This window comes from Flavonifractor sp. HCP28S3_F3 (genome assembly GCF_052065355.1).
In the GTDB taxonomy this organism is placed as follows: Bacteria; Bacillota; Clostridia; order Oscillospirales; family Oscillospiraceae; genus Flavonifractor.
Map to the genome: position 1 here is coordinate 26,955 of NZ_JBQHUF010000001.1, position 17,557 is coordinate 44,511.

Annotated in this window: 20 protein-coding genes and 1 other annotated feature; of the genes, 5 read left to right on the forward strand and 15 right to left on the reverse strand. The window is 55.3% G+C overall.

Annotation, left to right across the window (positions count from 1 at the left end; all coding sequences use genetic code 11):
* Window positions 1-94 precede the first annotated feature (94 nt).
* Genes ACTNB1_RS00145 through ACTNB1_RS00155 form a run of 3 tightly spaced genes read left to right on the forward strand, consistent with a single transcriptional unit; the run spans window position 95 to window position 4,063 of the window.
* Window positions 95-529 (forward strand): MarR family winged helix-turn-helix transcriptional regulator, encoded by a 435-nt coding sequence (locus ACTNB1_RS00145; RefSeq protein WP_441167254.1) that lies wholly within the window; start codon window positions 95-97, stop codon window positions 527-529.
* Entirely contained in the window at window positions 526-2,289 is a 1,764-nt protein-coding gene (locus tag ACTNB1_RS00150) for an ABC transporter ATP-binding protein (protein WP_441167256.1), read from the forward strand. The genes ACTNB1_RS00145 and ACTNB1_RS00150 overlap by 4 nt, the downstream gene beginning before the upstream one ends.
* Complete coding sequence (locus tag ACTNB1_RS00155) at window positions 2,255-4,063, forward strand: ABC transporter ATP-binding protein (RefSeq protein WP_441167258.1); 1,809 nt, start codon at window positions 2,255-2,257, stop codon at window positions 4,061-4,063. The genes ACTNB1_RS00150 and ACTNB1_RS00155 overlap by 35 nt, the downstream gene beginning before the upstream one ends.
* A gap of 81 nt (window positions 4,064-4,144) precedes the next feature.
* On the opposite strand, the gene ACTNB1_RS00160 is transcribed toward ACTNB1_RS00155, so the two are convergent.
* The 4 genes from ACTNB1_RS00160 to ACTNB1_RS00175 form a co-directional block, all read right to left on the reverse strand.
* A complete protein-coding gene (locus ACTNB1_RS00160; RefSeq protein WP_441167260.1) occupies window positions 4,145-5,854 on the reverse strand; it encodes a recombinase family protein in 1,710 nt (569 codons plus the stop codon).
* A gap of 2 nt (window positions 5,855-5,856) precedes the next feature.
* On the reverse strand, window positions 5,857-6,057 hold the full coding sequence (locus tag ACTNB1_RS00165; protein ID WP_441167262.1) for a hypothetical protein: 201 nt from the start codon (window positions 6,055-6,057) through the stop codon (window positions 5,857-5,859).
* Window positions 6,058-6,618: 561 nt separating this feature from the next.
* Window positions 6,619-7,407 carry a hypothetical protein gene (locus ACTNB1_RS00170; protein WP_441167263.1) on the reverse strand — a complete coding sequence of 263 codons (789 nt, stop codon included), beginning with the start codon at window positions 7,405-7,407 and terminating at the stop codon, window positions 6,619-6,621.
* A complete protein-coding gene (locus ACTNB1_RS00175; protein WP_441167265.1) occupies window positions 7,404-8,558 on the reverse strand; it encodes a hypothetical protein in 1,155 nt (384 codons plus the stop codon). The genes ACTNB1_RS00170 and ACTNB1_RS00175 overlap by 4 nt, the downstream gene beginning before the upstream one ends.
* An 824-nt stretch (window positions 8,559-9,382) precedes the next feature.
* Here ACTNB1_RS00175 and ACTNB1_RS00180 point away from each other — a divergent pair.
* A complete protein-coding gene (locus ACTNB1_RS00180) occupies window positions 9,383-9,892 on the forward strand; it encodes a TIGR04002 family protein (RefSeq protein WP_441167267.1) in 510 nt (169 codons plus the stop codon).
* A gap of 77 nt (window positions 9,893-9,969) precedes the next feature.
* On the opposite strand, the gene rplL is transcribed toward ACTNB1_RS00180, so the two are convergent.
* From rplL to rpmG, 7 genes are all read right to left on the reverse strand, one after another.
* Window positions 9,970-10,344 carry a 50S ribosomal protein L7/L12 gene (gene rplL / locus ACTNB1_RS00185; RefSeq protein WP_087188131.1) on the reverse strand — a complete coding sequence of 125 codons (375 nt, stop codon included), beginning with the start codon at window positions 10,342-10,344 and terminating at the stop codon, window positions 9,970-9,972.
* A 48-nt stretch (window positions 10,345-10,392) separates the two neighbouring features.
* The gene (rplJ, locus tag ACTNB1_RS00190) at window positions 10,393-10,938 is read right to left on the reverse strand and encodes a 50S ribosomal protein L10 (RefSeq protein WP_441167269.1); all 546 of its coding nucleotides are present in this window, start codon (window positions 10,936-10,938) and stop codon (window positions 10,393-10,395) included.
* Window positions 10,939-10,984: 46 nt separating this feature from the next.
* Window positions 10,985-11,118, reverse strand: a sequence feature (ribosomal protein L10 leader region).
* 82 nt (window positions 11,119-11,200) lie between these two features.
* A complete protein-coding gene (gene rplA, locus ACTNB1_RS00195; protein ID WP_297195857.1) occupies window positions 11,201-11,893 on the reverse strand; it encodes a 50S ribosomal protein L1 in 693 nt (230 codons plus the stop codon).
* 20 nt (window positions 11,894-11,913) lie between these two features.
* A complete protein-coding gene (gene rplK, locus ACTNB1_RS00200) occupies window positions 11,914-12,339 on the reverse strand; it encodes a 50S ribosomal protein L11 (protein ID WP_204883113.1) in 426 nt (141 codons plus the stop codon).
* Between the two features lie 94 nt (window positions 12,340-12,433).
* Window positions 12,434-12,958 carry a transcription termination/antitermination protein NusG gene (gene nusG / locus ACTNB1_RS00205; RefSeq protein WP_441167272.1) on the reverse strand — a complete coding sequence of 175 codons (525 nt, stop codon included), beginning with the start codon at window positions 12,956-12,958 and terminating at the stop codon, window positions 12,434-12,436.
* Window positions 12,959-12,967: 9 nt separating this feature from the next.
* Window positions 12,968-13,285 carry a preprotein translocase subunit SecE gene (gene secE / locus ACTNB1_RS00210; protein ID WP_441167274.1) on the reverse strand — a complete coding sequence of 106 codons (318 nt, stop codon included), beginning with the start codon at window positions 13,283-13,285 and terminating at the stop codon, window positions 12,968-12,970.
* Window positions 13,286-13,326: 41 nt separating this feature from the next.
* Entirely contained in the window at window positions 13,327-13,491 is a 165-nt protein-coding gene (gene rpmG, locus ACTNB1_RS00215; protein ID WP_009259908.1) for a 50S ribosomal protein L33, read from the reverse strand.
* 314 nt (window positions 13,492-13,805) lie between these two features.
* On the opposite strand from rpmG, the gene ruvX reads away from it, so the two are divergent.
* Window positions 13,806-14,225, forward strand: coding sequence for a Holliday junction resolvase RuvX (gene ruvX, locus ACTNB1_RS00220; RefSeq protein WP_441167724.1), 420 nt, complete (start codon window positions 13,806-13,808; stop codon window positions 14,223-14,225).
* A 1-nt stretch (window position 14,226) separates the two neighbouring features.
* On the opposite strand, the gene ACTNB1_RS00225 is transcribed toward ruvX, so the two are convergent.
* The 4 genes from ACTNB1_RS00225 to ACTNB1_RS00240 are packed head-to-tail and all read right to left on the reverse strand — an operon-like array spanning window position 14,227 to window position 17,395.
* Complete coding sequence (locus ACTNB1_RS00225) at window positions 14,227-14,592, reverse strand: TSUP family transporter (RefSeq protein WP_441167277.1); 366 nt, start codon at window positions 14,590-14,592, stop codon at window positions 14,227-14,229.
* Complete coding sequence (locus ACTNB1_RS00230) at window positions 14,586-14,954, reverse strand: TSUP family transporter (protein ID WP_441167279.1); 369 nt, start codon at window positions 14,952-14,954, stop codon at window positions 14,586-14,588. The genes ACTNB1_RS00225 and ACTNB1_RS00230 overlap by 7 nt, the downstream gene beginning before the upstream one ends.
* 54 nt (window positions 14,955-15,008) lie before the next feature.
* Entirely contained in the window at window positions 15,009-15,725 is a 717-nt protein-coding gene (locus ACTNB1_RS00235; protein ID WP_441167281.1) for a tRNA threonylcarbamoyladenosine dehydratase, read from the reverse strand.
* Between the two features lie 59 nt (window positions 15,726-15,784).
* Window positions 15,785-17,395: a peptidylprolyl isomerase gene (locus ACTNB1_RS00240; protein ID WP_441167283.1), complete on the reverse strand. Its 1,611-nt coding sequence runs from the start codon at window positions 17,393-17,395 to the stop codon at window positions 15,785-15,787.
* Window positions 17,396-17,557: the final 162 nt, after the last annotated feature.

The window sequence follows — 17,557 nt, forward strand, 5'->3', positions numbered from 1 at the left end:
AGGGGAAAAGGGAAGGTGGGGCGGTACTTGACAAGGCAGGGAAAGCGATTATAATTGACATGTCAATCGTTGATATATCAAAGGAGGAGAAGATATGGAACGGACCTTCCATATGCTGCTCTATCGGGCGTTCCACGCCCAACGGGGCGCCCTGCGGCCCCATCTGGGGGAGTTGGGCCTGGGAACGGGACAGCCCAAGGTGCTGGGCTACCTGATCCGCAGCGGACCCAGCCGGCAGCGGCAGTTGGCGGAGTATTGTGAGGTCGATCCGGCGGCTATTTCCAGAATGCTGGATTCCCTGCAAAAGGGCGGCTTTGTGATCCGGCAGACGGACGAGCAGAACCGCCGCTGTGAGCAGATCGTGATAACACAGCGAGGCAGGGAAGCCTATGAGACCTGGCAGGGCTTCTGCGGGGAGATGGAAGAGCAGATGCTCGCTGGTTTTACCGAGCAGGAGCGTGCGCAGTTTGCCGATTATCTGGCCCGGGCCTACCGCAACCTGAAAGAGGGAGGAGAGTCCGGTACATGAGAGATCTGAAATGTCTGTTCCGCTATCTGGGTCCCTATCGGAGAGACATGTTCATGGGCGCGCTGCTGGTCCTGATCGAGACAGTGTTTGAGCTGGTGATTCCGGTCTTTATGGCCGACCTGATCGACGTGGGTGTGGCTAACGGGGATGTGCCCTATATCCTTTATAAGGGTGTACAGATGGCGGTGTGTGCGGGCCTGGCCCTCATTACCGGCCTGCTGTATGCCCGCTTTGCCGCCCGGGCGGCTTATGGCTGGGGTGCCCGGGTGCGGGAGGCGGAATTTGAACGGGTGCAGAGCTACGCCTTTTCCAATCTGGACCGGTTCGAGACCTCCTCTCTGGTCACCCGCATGACCACCGATGTGACGGTGCTGCAGAATGCCGTCAACGGCGGGCTGCGGCCGCTGGTGCGCAGTCCGGTGATGCTGGCTATGGGCCTGGGTCTGTCTTTTCGGATGAATCCCCAGCTGGCTCTCGTGTTCGTAGTGTGCGCGCCGGTGCTGGGAGTGATCCTTTTCCTGGTGGTGCGGAAGGTGGCTCCTATGTACAGCCGCCTGCAAAAGGCCATGGACGGGCTGAACAATGTGGTGCAGGAAAATCTGACTGCCATCCGGGCAGTGAAAGCCTTTGTCCGGGGAGAGTACGAGGAGGATAAATTCCGGGAAGTGAATGGGGAGCTGCTATCCACCAGCCAGCGCACCTTCCACTTTGCGGTGCTTAATCTGCCTGCCTTCCAACTGGTCATGTATACCAGTATCGTGCTCATTTTCTGGCTGGGGGGCCAGATGATCCTTCAGGGAGAGCTGCTGGTGGGAGAGCTCACCGGCTTTCTCAGCTATGTGCTTCAGGTGATGAACTCCCTGATGATGATCTCCAATGTGTTCCTGCTGCTGACCCGTTCTCTGGCCAGTGCCCATCGGATCGTAGAAGTACTGGAGGAGGAGCCTACCCTGGCATCTCCCGCTGATCCGGTGACTGAGGTGGCAGACGGCAGTGTGGACTTTGAAGGGGTGTCCTTCAAATATCATGCCGGAGCCAAGGAGTACGCTTTGGCGGATGTGGAACTGCACATCAAAGCAGGCCAGACTGTGGGTATCCTGGGGGGCACCGGTTCGGCCAAGACCACCTTGGTGCAGCTTATTCCCCGCCTGTATGATGCCAGCGAGGGCGTGGTAAAGGTGGGCGGCGTGGATGTGCGGGACTATGACCTGACGGTCCTGCGGGATGCGGTGTCCATCGTTTTGCAGAAAAACGAGCTCTTTTCCGGCACCGTGCGGGAGAACCTTCAGTGGGGTTCACAGGAGGCTAATGACGAGGAGATCTGGGCCGCCTGCCGGGCCGCCTGCGCCGACGAATTTCTGGAACGGATGCCCAAGGGCCTGGACACCGACCTGGGGCAGGGAGGTGTCAACGTCTCTGGCGGGCAGAAGCAGCGTCTGTGCATTGCCCGGGCCCTGTTGAAAAAGCCCAAAATCCTGATCTTTGACGATTCCACCTCGGCGGTGGATACCGCTACCGAGGCCAAGATCCGCACCGCGCTGGCATCCCTTACCGGCGTGACCAAGATCATCATCGCCCAGCGGATCACCTCGGTGATGAATACCGATCTGATCGTGATCCTGGAGGACGGCCGGATCCACGCAGCCGGAACCCACAGCCAGCTGCTGGATTCTGATCCCATTTACCAGGAAATTTACGCATCCCAGATGAAAGGAGGGGAAGAGTATGGCTGCCAGACAGCTCAGTGCCAAAAAGCCTAAGCACCTGCGCTATACCCTGCGCACCTTCCTGTCCTATCTGGGAAGGCACAAGTTCCTCCTGCTGGCAGTGGCGGTGCTGGTGAGTGTCAGCGCCATGGCCAACCTGCTGGGTACCTACATGATCCGACCGGTGGTAAACAGCCTGGCCGCCGGAAATTGGGATGACCTGGTATACGGCGTGATTCTTACCGCCGGAATCTATATTGTGGGCGTCCTCTCCGCCTATGGCTATACCCAGACCATGGTAAAGGCGGCCCAGAAGGTGCTCTACGATATCCGGCGGGACCTGTTTGCCCACCTCCAGACCCTGCCCCTGCAGTTCTTTGATTCTCATCGTCACGGCGAGGTCATGAGCTACTTTACCAACGATGTGGACACCATCTCCGATGCCCTGAATAACAGCTTTTCCATGATGATCCAGAGCTTTATCCAGGTGGTGGGTACCTTGGCTCTGCTGTTTATCCTCAACTGGCAGCTCACCCTGGTCATGCTGGTGTGCTATCTGGTGATGTTCTTCTATATCCGGTTCAGCGGAAAACGGAGCAAGGCATACTATAACAAGCAGCAGGCCTGCCTGGGGGAACTGGACGGCTACATCGAGGAGATGATGGGCGGCCAGAAGGTGGTGAAGGTCTTCAACCATGAGGGAGAGGCCCTTCGTTCCTTCCGGGAGAAAAACGAGGCTTTGCGGAAGGCTGGTACCGGCGCCCAGAGTTATGCTGCCACTATGATTCCCGCTGTGGTTACTCTGTCCTATCTCAACTATGCGGTGGTGGCCGCCCTGGGAGGTATCATGGCCATCAAAGGTATGACCGATGTGGGCAGCTTGGCCAGCTATCTGGTATTTGTCCGGCAGTCCACTGTGCCCATCAACCAGTTCACCCAGCAGAGCAACTTTATGCTGGCGGCCCTGGCGGGTGCAGAGCGGGTTTTTGAGGTTCTGGACCGGCCCGCTGAAGTGGACAAGGGAAACGTGGATCTGGTGTCTGCGGATGAAGGCGGCTGGGCCTGGCAGAGGCCAGACGGCAGCCGGACGCCTCTGCGGGGGGATGTGCGATTCGAGCATGTCACCTTTGGCTATGAGGAAAACCATCCCATCCTGAAGGATATCAGCCTCTTTGCCAAGCCGGGACAGAAGATCGCCTTCGTGGGCTCCACCGGCGCAGGCAAGACCACCATCACCAATCTGATCAACCGCTTTTATGACATCCAGGCAGGTTCGCTGACCTATGACGGCATCGACGTGAAGGACATCAAAAAGAGTGCCCTGCGCCACAGTCTGGGCATGGTGCTCCAGGACACCCACCTGTTCACCGGCACCATTGCCGACAACATCCGCTTCGGTAAGCTGGATGCCACCATGGAAGAGGTGGAGAGGGCGGCCAGAATTGCCAACGCCGATTCCTTTATCCGCCGTCTGCCCCAAGGCTACGATACGATGGTGACGGCAGACGGTGCCAACCTGTCCCAGGGACAGCGGCAGCTGCTGGCCATTGCCCGGGCGGCGGTGGCGGATCCGCCAGTGCTCATCCTGGACGAGGCCACCTCTTCTATCGACACACGCACCGAAGCCCTGATCGAAAAGGGTATGGACCAATTGATGGAGGGCAGGACGGTGTTCGTTATTGCCCACCGGCTGTCCACTGTCCGCAATGCCGACGCCATTCTGGTGCTGGAGCACGGCCAGGTGGTGGAGCGGGGCAGCCACGATGATCTGCTGGCTCAAAAGGGAGAATATTATCAGCTCTATCATGGTATGTTCGAGCTAAGCTGATAAACCGTAAAAAGGGCAGCCCGTCAGGGTAGCAGCGCATAAGACAGGTTTATAAGGTTAGAGAGAACAGCGTGGCGGAAGTCACGCTGTTCTGCTTTTTGATGCGTGGGTGATCATTTCGGCAATGATGCTCTCCGGCAGGAAACCAATGCAGGCAAGGCTGATATGCACATCCTGCACTCGCTGCCCGCTGCTCTTATCCGGCGCGGAAACATAGACCCTGTTCACAAGATCATGCAGCACAGCGGGCGTCAGTTCCTGCAAGTTGTGGTATTTCTTCGCCCGGAGGATGAACTGCTCAATGCTGTCAGCTTCTTCCTCCTGCTGGGCAATCTCCTGCTCCAAAAGCTGCATTTTCTCCGTCAGCTCTGCTTGCTCATTTTCATAGTCGGCGGACAGCTTTTCAAATCGGCTATCATTGATTTTGCCGGAGATATTGTCCTCATAGAGCCGTTTGAACAGACGGTCAAGCTCTTCCATCCTGCGCTGTGCCTGCGTGAGCTGTCTTCGCTTTGCGGCGAGTTCTTTCTTGAAGTCCTCCTTGCGCTTTGCACCCAACTTATCCCGGAACAGATCCTCACAATCGGAGATATACCAAAGCAGGATTTGCAGAAATTTCAGCACGCCCTTTTCCAGAACAACCGCACGGATGAAGTGCGTTCCGCACACGTCTTTTCCCTTCTTGCGAGAGGTAGAGCAGACGAAATGATCCTGTCGTTCTTCAAAGTTCCGCGAGGTGCAGTAGTACATTTTTTCTCCGCAATCGGCACAGTAGGCAACACCGGAAAAGAGATTGCTCTTGCCCGTTCTTGCCGGTCTGCGTTTGTTGCGGCGAAGCTCCTGAACCCGCTGAAAGGTGTCCTCGTCCACAATGGCTTCGTGGGTGTTGCGGAATATCTTCCATTGCTCCGGTGGATTCTCGATGGTCTTCTTGATTTTGTAGGACTGCCGGTGTGTTTTGAAGTTCACGGTATGCCCGCAATACTCCATCCGTTCCAGAATTGCGGCAACGGTGCTGCCGTTCCAGTTGTAAGGATTGTCAGGCAAAGCGCAGCGGACTTTTCGTTTTTGCCTGTCCTGATAAACGGTGGGCGTCAATACATGATCCTCTTTCAGCATCCGGGCAATCTGCGTCGGACCGTTCCCGTCCATGCAAAGGGAAAAGATGCGCTTGACCACCTGTGCCGCTTCCGGATCGACGAGCCAATGCTCTGAATGATCCGGGTCTTTGACATAGCCATACGGCGGAATAGTCGTCAGGTGTTCGCCGGATTCTCCCTTGAGCCGGAGCGAGGTACGCACTTTCTTGCTGCCGTCCCGAACGTAGTATTCGTTGATAATATTGACGAACGGGACGAACTCATTGCCTTGCTGGTTGGCACTGTCCACACCGCTGTTGACGGCAATGAACCGGACGTTATTCTGTGGGAATGTGATCTCGGTATACATCCCAACTTCCAGATAATTTCGGCCGATGCGGCTCATGTCCTTCGTGATGACCGTGCCGATCTTTCCGTCTTCCACCAGCGCCATCATGCGCTGCCAATCCGGTCTTTGAAAGTTTGCGCCTGTGTAACCGTCATCCACAAAGAACTCCGTATTGCGGAAGCTGTGTTCCTTTGCATATCGGCTGAGATAGGCTTTTTGATTCACAATGCTGTTACTGTCGCCCTGTGATTCATCGTCACGGGACAGGCGGCAATACAGCGCGGTAATTTTGTCAGACTGCTTTATAGTAGATTCCTCCATCATCTGAGGACAGTCTGCCAAGACAAGGTTGCTGTTGGTCACGATCACACACTCCCTTCGGAGTCGATCAGCTTCACCGCCTTTTCAGGAAGGGCGTGCGTTCCGTCAAAACTGGCAGTAAAGCGGTAGATGGTGTTTCCTTCTTTCAGGCGTACCGTGATCTGCGGTAACTCCTGCCAGAGAGGAACGGGGGCACTGCGGCTGCCGTCCGATTTCACTTGGACGTTACGTTTCTTGTTATCCATTTGCACCTTCCTTTTCATTCAGATTTCCGAGCATTGCCGCATGAATCTCCCGGAGCAAAGTGCGTGATATGACCTATTGTTATTCAGTATATCACGACAATTTCCGGAATTCCACTGGGCAATGTACCGGGATTCACAGGAGAATTACAGGCAGTTCGCCGGGTCGCACAGCCGTCCGTGCCAGTCAAGGAATCGGCTTCGCCTCGCTGCGCGTCCTTGACAGGCTCGTTCGCCTGTGCAAGCCGGTAATCAAGGCGGCGATGCCGCCATTTGCCAATGAAAATCAACTGCGTTCCAAGACTTTTTTAATCTTTCAGCCTAATTATAACAAGAACAAACGTTCGAGTCAATGCGATTATGAGAGGAAGAGCAAGCACAGCAAGTGTAGCTACACTTGCGAAAAACGGCGTGGGTTGACCGGGATTTCCTTGCAGAGCAGCAAGCAAATCCGGTGAGTACCCACACCGAAAAAACAGAGCGTTCCGGCTGACCGCCGAAACGCCCTGTTTTCGTATTTTGGGATAGTCCCAAGCCCTTATATTCGTGAAAAATTACGAAAGCTCACCAGCTATACTCTGATAACTGGAATGTGTAGGATTCGCCGGGAGTAATGTCATAGATCACAACAGAGTCATCCTTGAATTTATCTCCGGCGCTCAGAGAAGATAGGTATATATTGCCGGAGTCTACCAGATAACCCGCACTGTCATACAGCTTATAACCAATCATATCATACCCGGAATCACTGCTCCCGCTCTTCTTTTCTCCGGTAATCGTAATGGTCAGCTGCGGAGAATAGTCTTTGTCAAACTTAAATTCGGCTCCTTGAATTTGGATCACGGATGCCGTACTCCCCATGAAGTCCTTCACCTTCAGATCGAGCGGAAATGAATCAAACGTCACTTGAACATCTTCAATAGGCAGGCAATACAGAGCATCGCAGTTTACTTCGTCAAACTGAACTGCGTTTTCCTTGTACACGGTGAAATAAACCTTCCCGCTTGCGGACGTTCCGGCTTTGATCTCAGCAGCAGGGATTCTCACATTGGCAAGATACTGCTCTCCGGCAGCTTGGCTGGTATAATAGCCAAAATCATCAGTAGAAACGAACTTTGTACCAGCATAGACCTCTTCATCCGCATCATTTACGATTCGAATATCCACATCGACATCGGCTGACAGGGGTTTATCATTTTTATCAGCCAAGCCAAAGAAAAGGCTGTAATCACTTGTCCCCTCGTTATACTGGAAAGACCAGCTTTTCAGTGTTTCAACGCGGGATGCCGACGATCCGCACCCACTCAGCGACAATGCAATTACAAGTCCCCACATAAGAAAGAATCGTTTCATTTCTGCGTCTCCTTATCTGTCTGTGCCTTTATTACACCGAACATTTCTTGTTTGAGCAAACGCTTTTTCTTTGGATCCATTGTGCAGTAATTGCGATTACACTGCTCGCTTAGAAAGCAAGTCTCGCAGATAAGCTGTTCAACTTCCTGCATAATCAGTTCATCATCACTGGGAAGTTCGTAGGCTTCGATCTTTTGGAGGCCTGTCGGGTTACGCAGTCCGTAGTCAATCAGTTTTCCATTTCCGGTTTTTACATAGCGGTAGACCTCGGCACCGAAAGAAACACTGTCACCAACGTTGTACTCTTCAAAGCCGGATTTGTCCATCCAGACGTGATCCTCTTTTCCGTCAAACATTGTCCCATCGGTGTACATTCCACTAATGAAGATCCGCTTGAAGCAAATATGTTTTGGCTTAACCTTCTCAATCTGCCCTTTGAAATGAGACATAACCGCATTGAAAAAGCAGTCAGCAAAGTACGGACGGTGTTTCTTACCCAACGACGCGAATTGAACGTCGAGATAATCATTGTAGGAAAATTTCTCCGCTCCAACAACATTACGCTGGGACGCTGGGTCAAAAAGAATGATCCCGCCTTCGTCTAATACGCAATCCTTTTCTCCATAGTAGATTGCCAAAAGCGATTCTTCATCTGGATACTTGGCAATCAGGGCAGCAGCTTTTTTGAGCCGTTCCTGCCGCTTTTTCCTTTCGCAGCGTTCGCGCTCCTGCTGCTCCGCAAGAATGCGATCCTCTATGTGTCTGCTTTCGCCTTTTGTCAGCAACGGCGATAAATGGTCAACGCAATCGTAATCCCCATTTTCCATGCGTGTTTTGAAGCGGACAAGAATCTCTTTCAGTTCCTGAGCAGACAGATACCTCGCCTTGTCAATAGAGCAGCTATGATAACAACCCGTGATTATGTTGCCATGCCCATCACCATACATAATGGCGGTATTCCATGGGCAAAAATAGTGCTCTTTCTGGACGAGCCTTCCTCGCTTCAAGCCCTCCTCAAATTCCGGAAAGACCGCCGGATTGCCACAGCCCTCGTGATCCTCCACCCAAAATCCGGAAGGCCCCTTGTCCGCGTGGCGGATCATCACATTGATTGCATCGACCGTAGCCTTTTTCGTTTGTTTGTTATTCATAACCCAAACCTCCGTTAATAAGTGCCGCCAGACAGCGACCTGACATGTTAACGTGGTCTTTTAGAGTATTTATAGGAATTATAGCATGTTTCTTTGTACTTGTCTATCCTACTTACTTGGCCGGACAAGCAAAAACAGCTTTCAAATATTCAGAGGTTTTTATCTCTGTAAATGATGTACTGCTTATGGAAAGGGATTCCACTGTTCATTGGATGGTGAACAACTAATTGTAACCATGCAATAGCGAACGGAACGGTGAGTGCAGTACACGGATTGCAGAAGCGCAGAATAATGGACGAAATTACCATTTCAGCAAACTTCTTTCCTATCCTCACAAGGATTGGTTTAAGTGAGGGATTTCTGACTACTTTTCTGAAAGATGACATCTCAGAAGTACCCTTATGAAACAGGTCGGAAATCGGCATTTAACTGACCTATGAGCTGTACTTGTGCAAGGGCATGGACGCATCGTTGCCCCTGTTTTTCACGTTGCTCACAGGTAAGCTAATTCCGGATTATCGACCTTAAATCGTACAAAATCCATCCTATCCATCTACCATCAACAAAGGCAACTGCAAAAGCAAAGGGGCATGTGTCTTAACGGCACATACCCCTTTTGTCAGCAACCTTTGTCCGGCAACTGCCATATTATTTGTTTCGTGAAACCTGTTTTATGGACAGCTACCCCAGGGCTGCCCTTTTTTGCAAAATAATACCGATTAAGAAATAATGACATGGTCAAATAAAAGGAAATTGAATATATAAAAAAGGTCAGTTGGGCGGTAAAATACGGGTAAGATTCACGGATGCAAGGGGGCGTTCTCATGAATGACCGACAGAAGCTGCACCAACTGATCCTGGCCGCTCTGTTCGCGGCCGCGATCGCGTTGATGACCGCCTATTTACTCCATATCCCCATTCCGACTGGAGGCTATATCCATTTGGGCGACACGCTGATCTATCTGGCCGCCTGCCTTCTGCCCATGCCGTACGCTGTGATGGCCGCTGCTGTAGGCGGAGGCCTGGCGGATCTCCTGACTGCACCGCTTTGGGTCGTGCCTACGGTGGTGATCAAGGCTCTGGTTGCCCTTTTGTTTACCGAGAAAGGGGAAAGAATCCTAATGCCCAGGAACATAGGCGCCGTGTTTGGGGCAGCCGTCCTGTCTCCGACGGCATATGGTCTGTCGGCCTGCCTGCTGCTGGGCAATGTGAATGCCTTTGTTCCACAGTTTTTGGGTACGCTGGTGCAGGGGATTGGGAGCGGTGTGCTGTTTGCGGTATTGGCTCTGGCGCTGGACAGGGCGGGGATAAAAGCCCGCATGCGCTATGGATAAGCATATCAGGATATGAAAAAAGAAGGGCCGGTCGTGAATCACGACCGGCCCTTCTGAGAAAGCGAGAATCGCTTGGATTACTTCAGCTCCACCTTGGCGCCGACTTCCTCCAGCTTCTTCTTCAGCTCCTCGGCCTCGTCCTTGGACACGCCCTCCTTGATAGCCTTGGGAGCGGCCTCAACAGCAGCCTTGGCCTCAGCCAGGCCCAGACCGGTGATCTCGCGGACAGCCTTGATGACCTTGATCTTCTCAGCGCCGACCTCAGCCAGCACCACGTCGAACTCGGTCTTCTCCTCAGCAGCGGGAGCAGCAGCGCCGCCAGCAGCGGGAGCAGCCATAGCTGCGGCGGAAACGCCGAACTCGTCCTCCAGAGCGTGCACGAGCTCGGAGAGCTCCAGAACAGTCAGACCCTTAACCTCTTCAATGAGGGCAGTGATTTTCTCAGAAGCCATGATAGGTAACCTCCTAAATTAATAATTATAAAAGTGAGATGTGTCGAATTACTCGGCAGCCGCTTCCGCGGGAGCCTCGGCGGCCTCGACAGAGCCGCCCTTCTGCTCGCAGATAGCCTTGATGACGATAGCCAGGCTGGTGATGGGAGCCAGCATGGTGCCCAGAACCTGAGCCTGCAGAACCTCCTTGGAGGGCAGCTCGGCCAGAGCCATGATCTCGTCCATGGACAGGACCTTGCCGTCCATGAAGCCGGCCTTGATGACGAACTTCTCGCCGTTGAACTGCTTAGCGAACTTGTTGATCACACGCATGGGAGCGATGGGATCACCGTGAGACAGAGCCATGGAAGTGGTGCCGTTGAGCACGTCGTCCATCTCGTTCAGGCCCACGTTGTTGATAGCGAAGCGCACCAGGGTGTTCTTCACCACGGCGTAGTCCAGCTCGTTCTTGCGGCACTCGGCACGCAGAGCGGTGTCCTGAGCCACGGTAATGCCCTTGTAGTCCACGAGCACGCCGCTGGCGGCAGTCTGCAGCTTCTCGGTCAGCTCGGCCACGATGGCCTGCTTCTCGCTGAGAACCTTTGCGTTAGGCATTTGGAATTCACCTCCGTTGAATTTGAGTTCAACTTTTCCGATGCAGTCACGCAACAAAAAAGCCGTTTTCGCATTCAAAGCGCGAAAACAGCACAAAGAAACCATTCCGTTGTGGCTGCATTCTCGGCAGGACTTATGGCTTGCGCCGCCTGCTGTCTTTGAACACGCATAATAGTATATCATTTCGGACAGGTCATGTCAAGCATGACCTGTCCGAAAATGACAACTTTTTTCGTTCCGGAGTAAGGAAACTCCGAAGCAATTACATGAGCTTAGCGCCGTTGATCTTCACGCCGGGGCCCATGGTGGAAGCACACACGCAGGAGCGAATGTACTGACCCTTGGCGGCAGAGGGCTTAGCCTTGATGATGGCGCCCATCAGAGCGTTGAAGTTCTCGGTCAGCTTCTCAGCGCCGAAGGAGACCTTGCCGATGGGGCAGTGGATGATGTTGGTCTTGTCCAGACGATACTCAACCTTACCGGCCTTGATCTCGGTAACAGCCTTGGCCACGTCGGGGGTGACGGTACCGGCCTTGGGGGAGGGCATCAGGCCCTTGGGGCCCAGAACCTTACCCAGACGGCCCACAACGCCCATCATGTCGGGAGAAGCCACGACCACGTCGTAGTCGAACCAGTTTTCCTTCTGGATCTTCTCAACCATGTCCATCTCGCCAACGAAGTCAGCGCCGGCGGCCTTAGCAGCCTCGGCCTTGTCGCCCTTGGCGAAGACCAGCACGCGCTGGGTCTTGCCGGTGCCGTGGGGCAGCACGATGGCGCCACGGACCTGCTGGTCAGCGTGACGGGAGTCAACGCCCAGCTTCACGTGCAGCTCGACAGTCTCGTCGAACTTAGCGGGAGCGGTCTTGACCACCAGCTCCATCGCCTCAGCGGTATCGTACAGAGCGCTCTTGTCGATCAGCTTGGCGCTCTCCTGATATTTCTTGCCTCTAAACATGCTCTATTCCCTCCTTCGGCTTAGTCGCCCACCACGACGCCCATGGAACGGGCGGTGCCGGCGATCATGCTCATAGCCGCCTCGACGCTGGCCGCGTTCAGGTCAGGCATCTTGGTCTCGGCGATCTTGCGCACATCTTCCTTGCTGATGGTGGCCACCTTGGTCTTGTTGGGCACACCGGAGCCGGATTCGATGTTGCAGGCCTTCTTGATGAGGACGGCGGCGGGAGGAGTCTTGGTGATGAAGGAGAAGGAGCGGTCAGCGTAGACGGTGATCACCACGGGGATGATCAGGCCCACGTCGTTCTTGGTACGCTCGTTGAACTCCTTGGTGAAGGCGGCGATGTTGATGCCGTGCTGACCAAGGGCGGGACCGACGGGGGGCGCGGGAGTGGCCTTGCCCGCGGGAATCTGAAGCTTTACATAACCAGTAATTTTCTGTGCCATTTGAAACAGCACCTCCTACGATAAATGTGGTTGGAAGCGGAACTGCTGCGCAGTCCCTCCCACGTGCGGGGGAAAGGGCCAGCGGCCCGGGGCATTAGTCCTGAACCAGTTCTACCTGGTCCAGCTCCAGCTCCACGGGAGTCTCGCGGCCGAACATGGAGACCACTACGCGGACCTTGCTGCGGTCCAGGTCGATCTCCTCCACGGTGCCCAGGAAGGATTCCAGGGCGCCATCGGTGATCTTGACGTTGTCGCCCACCTGGTAGCCCACCACCACTTCGCGCTTTTCCACACCAAGGGCGGCGATCTCTTCGTCAGTGAGCGGGATGGCCTTGTTGCCGGAGCCAACGAACCCGGTGGCGCCGCGGATGTTGCGTACCAGATGCCAGGTATCGTCCGTCATGACCATCTTGACCAGTACATAGCCGGGGAACACTTTGCGCTCCACGGTCTTGGGACCGTTGTCCGTAATTTCGGTCACAGTCTCAAGAGGGATGCTGACCTCCTGGATCAGATCCCGCAGGCCGCGGTTTTCCACAGCCTTTTCGATGCTGGCGGCTACCGTGTTCTCATAACCGGAATAGGTATGCACCACATACCACTTCGCGTTATCAGCCATTTCAGCACCTTAACCCTTACCGAACAGATCCAGCAGGGCGCGGATCACGGAGCCGGCGAGCCAGTCGAACAGCCAGATGCAGATGCCCACGATGATGCAGCAGATGATCACGATCACGGTGTTGTTGATGGTCTGCTTTTTGGTGGGCCACTGGACCTTCTTCAGCTCGCTCTTCATCTCCTTGAACCACTTGCCGATCCGGGCGAAGAAGCCGGGCTTGGACTTTTTCTCAGCCTTGACGTCCTTCTTCTTGTCAGTCTTTGCGGGCTTTTCGGGAGCGGGGGCAGCGTTTTCAGCGACCTGCTCGAGCTTCTCGTTTTCAGACATTCCGTTTAACCCTTCTTTCTTCTGAGCCATAGCAGCACTCATTACTTGGTTTCGTTGTGAACCGTGTGCTTCCTGCAGAAGGGGCAGTACTTGTTCAGTTCCAGACGGTCAGGAGTGTTCTTCTTGTTCTTGTTGGTGTTGTAGTTCCGCTGCTTGCACTCGGAGCAGCGCAGGGTGATCTTCACCCGGTTGCCGGCTTTCGCCATGTTCGGCACCTCCTTCATTCTTTGCCGTGGACAGCAAAAAAGCTGAACCCGGCCTTTGGCCGAATCCAGCAACGTACAGGCGCAAAAAGACACCCTTTTCACACGTTACGGTGCGGATTCGGCACATTGCCTCCCTATGTCCTCACGGGGAAGGGGAAGGGTTTCATGCGTCATTACACCGTAAAAATGCGCACAAAAAAGAGCCCTTTTTCATAGGTAAGTGAAATATACCACAGTGAGAAGTAGAAGTCAAGCACTTTCCTCTTGTTATTTTATCTTTTTTTCGGTATAGTGTACCGGAAGGAGTGATTTTGTTGCGTATTATGGCCATTGACTACGGCGACGCCCGGACGGGCGTGGCGATTTCCGATCCCACCGGTCTGCTGGCCGGGTTTACCTCGGTGATCCACAGCCGGAAGCCGGACATGGTGGCGTCTGAGCTGGCCCGGCTGGTAAAGGAGCATCAGGTGGACGAGCTGGTGATGGGCTTTCCGCGGAATATGGATGGTACCGAGGGCCCCCGGGCGGAGCTGTATAAGGCCTTTGCCGCCCAGGTGGAGGAGGCCTGCGGCCTGAAGCCGGTGCTGTGGGACGAGCGGCGTACTACAGTAGAAGCCCATAATATCCTCCATGCATCAGGAAAGAAAATGAAAAACCACAAGAAGACAGTGGATGCGGTTGCTGCCACCCTGATCCTGGAGGGTTATTTGACCTTCAAGCGGGCCAGAGGGTGATCTATTCTCCCTTGCGGAACAACTCCCGCAGGCCTACCAGAATGAGGAATCCTCCGAAGCAGCGGCGGAGCAGCGCGGTGTCCATGCCGGTGGCGGCCCAGGCTCCCAGGGCGGCGCAGGCCAGCCCGGCTGCGATGGCAGGCAGCAGGACGGACTTTTCCAAAAAACCGTTTTTAGCGTGAGCGGGAAGGGATGCGGCAGCAGCCGGGAGGAAGTAGAGCAGGTTGATGCCCTGGGCCTGTTCCTGAGGCAGCCCTGCAAAGGCGGTCAGGTAGATGAGCAGCAGGGTACCGCCCCCCACGCCGAAGCCGGACAGGACTCCGGTGGCGGTACCGGCCAGCAGGGGAAGAAGCCAGTCCTTTACCACAGCAGAGCCTTTACGCCGCCGTAGAGGATCAGCAGGGCAAAGCCTCGCCGCAGCCAGGTCATGCTCAGCCCCTTAAACAGCTTTCCGCCCAGCAGCCCTCCGGCCAGGCCGCCTGCCAAATAGGGCAGGGCCGGCAGAAGCTCAACGCCGCCCCGAAACAGGTAGATGGCAGCGGAAAGTACACACAGGGGGAGAATGATGGCCACCGATGTGGCGAAAGCCTTTCGCTGGCCCAATCCGCACCAGCCGGCCAGAAGAGGGACCAGGAGCATCCCGCCGCCTCCGCCGAAGAAGCCGTTGACGATCCCCGCTGCAGCTCCCGCCAGGGCAGGGCGGAGCCACCCACATTCCGGTTGTTTCAAAAAGCATCCCTCCGTTGGTTTTATTCTGCCAGCGGAGGGATGTTTTTATACCTATTATACCTGTGTGCCGGTGAGGGAGCAGATTACGTCCCCCGCCATCATCAGTCCTGCCACCGGAGGTACCCAGGCTACACTGCCGGGAACGGAGCGGCGGCCGGGAGGGGGAGCCTCCCGTTGTTCTGCCTCATGGGGCAGTTCAGGGGACCAGAGTACCCGGTGGTGTGCAATGCCCCGGGCGCGCAGCTCCTTGCGCACCACCCGGGCCAGAGGGCATCCCTCCGTCTTGGAGATGTCGCTGATGCGGAACTGGGAAGGGTCCAATTTGTTCCCGGTGCCCAGAGCAGAGAGAATGGGGATATCCCGTCTTAGGGCGGTCTCAATGAGATCCAGTTTGCAGGACACCAGGTCGATGCAGTCCACAACGTAATCGTACCGGACAGAGAAGAAAGATTCCCGGTTGCCCGCCTCATATTTCTCCACCCGCACGGTGGTGCGGCACTCCGGGTTGATGTCAGCGACACGCTCGGCCATGGCCTGTGCCTTGGGCTTCCCCAGAGTGGACAGTGTAGCCTCCACCTGCCGGTTTAGGTTGGTCAGTCCTACCTCGTCATGGTCTACCAGGGTGAGGGCTCCAACACCGGAGCGGGCCAGGGCCTCGGCGCACCAGCTGCCTACGCCGCCCAGGCCGAACACGGCCACGTGGCTGGCAGCCAGCTTTTCCATGGCGGCCTGGCCCAGCAGCATCTCGGTTCTCAGAAATCGTTCGTCCATACTTGTGCTCCTTTTAAAAAGGGCCTGCCGCAATGCGGCAGGCCCTGCTTTTGTTTGGATTACTCGCCCACGTACTTGATGCCGCTGCCCTGAACGGCCTCCAGACCCTCAGTCAGGCTCTCCAGCCAGTCAGTGACCCGCTGGCTGCGGATGGAGCTGTCGGCAGTGCTCTGCCACACAGGGACGTTCTCGCCCTGGTAGTAGACCACGCACCAGCCCTGCTGACCGGAGTTGGTGTTCTCAATGAGGGTGACATCGCCGGGCTGATGGGACTCGCCGAACAGCCAGCTGTCAAAGATGGTGAACTGACCCTTGGCAACCTTCTCATACAGGCCGCCGTTGGTGTTGGAGCCGGGATCGTCAGAGTTGGCGTTGGCCAACTCGCCGAAGGACTCGGCGGTCTTGTCGCCAGCCTCCCACTCAGCCATCAGCTTTTCAGCCTCAGCCTTGGCGGCGTCCAGCGCCTCCTGAGTGGGAACGGTGGACTCGTCCACATCCTCGGTAGCGGGGTCATCCTCCTCTGCCGTCTCAGCCTTGATCAGGATGTGGCGGATGTCAGCGGTGGGATCCTCGTTGCGGTAGCGATCCAGGAACAGCACCACATAGTAGCCGCTGCTGGCCTCGATCACATTCACGTCACCAGTGGTGCGGCCGGCCTCCTTGAGCCAGGAGCCGAAGGTGGAGTTCAGGTTGCTGCCCACAGTGCCGGTGTACAAAGAACGGTCGGGATCCTCTGCGTAGGAGTCCTTGGAGCTCTCAGAGACATAGTCAGGAGCCAGTTCGCCGAAGGCGGCGCTCTTGTCCTCCGCAGCATTTACAGCAGCGGCAAACTCGTCGGCCTTCTCCTTGGCGGCCTGCATGGCGGCCTCAGTCTCCTCCTCGGTGGGCTCTACGGTGTTGCCCTCCTCATCGGTGGTGGACTCGGCAGTGCCGTCTACCAGGATATAGCGGTAATCATAGCTGTCCAGGGTGTCGGCATTTTCCTCGTAGTAAGTCTCCAGATCCTCGTCGGTGATCTCCTGCTTGTCGGAGTATGCGGACTGGTAGCTGCTGACCAGGGTAGCGCGCTCCAGGCAGGTCCGGTAGGCACTGACAGTCATATACTTGCCATAGTTGGCCTTCAGGAAAGACTCAAAGTTAGGATAGCCGCTCTCCTCGGCAGAGGTCTTGGCGGAGGTCATCTCCTCATCGATGGAGGCCTTCTCCTCGTCGCTCAGGGTATAACCCTCCTCGGCGGCGGCGCTTTCCAGGGCGGCTACCTTGGTCAGGTTCTCAATGGCCTGATCCATAAAGTAGTCATAATAGCTCTGGGTCTCCTCCTCGTCCACATACTGAGTGTGGAGGTCTCCGGTGGGGTCAAAGGGGGCGGAACCGGTGAGGTAGTAGTTCATATAATACTCGTTGATCAGGGCGCTGCGGAAATAGTATTCCACATCATTGACATTGTAATTCTGGCCGTCTACGCTCAAAGCGGTGGCGCGGCGCTGGAAGATGCCGGAGTGCCACACCAGCAGAATGACAACCAGTACGGCAATCACAACGCCGATGACCCCGTAAAGAACAGCCTTGCGCTTGGCTGCCTGCTGCTCCTTCAGCTCCTGGCGCTGCTTCTGGGTCAGGCCCTGAGCAAGGTCGCCCTGGCGCTGCTTTTTTTCTCTGGATGCGCTCATTGATAGCTTCAGTCCTCTCGATAAATCTTCCTGCCAAAGCAGGGGAACTCATAGACAGTGAATTATTATATCGGAATTTTCCCCTGCTTTCAAGTCCAAAAACAGTTTTTACACTTTATTCAGTTTTAAAAAAAGAAAAACCCCACGAAACAAATGTTTCGT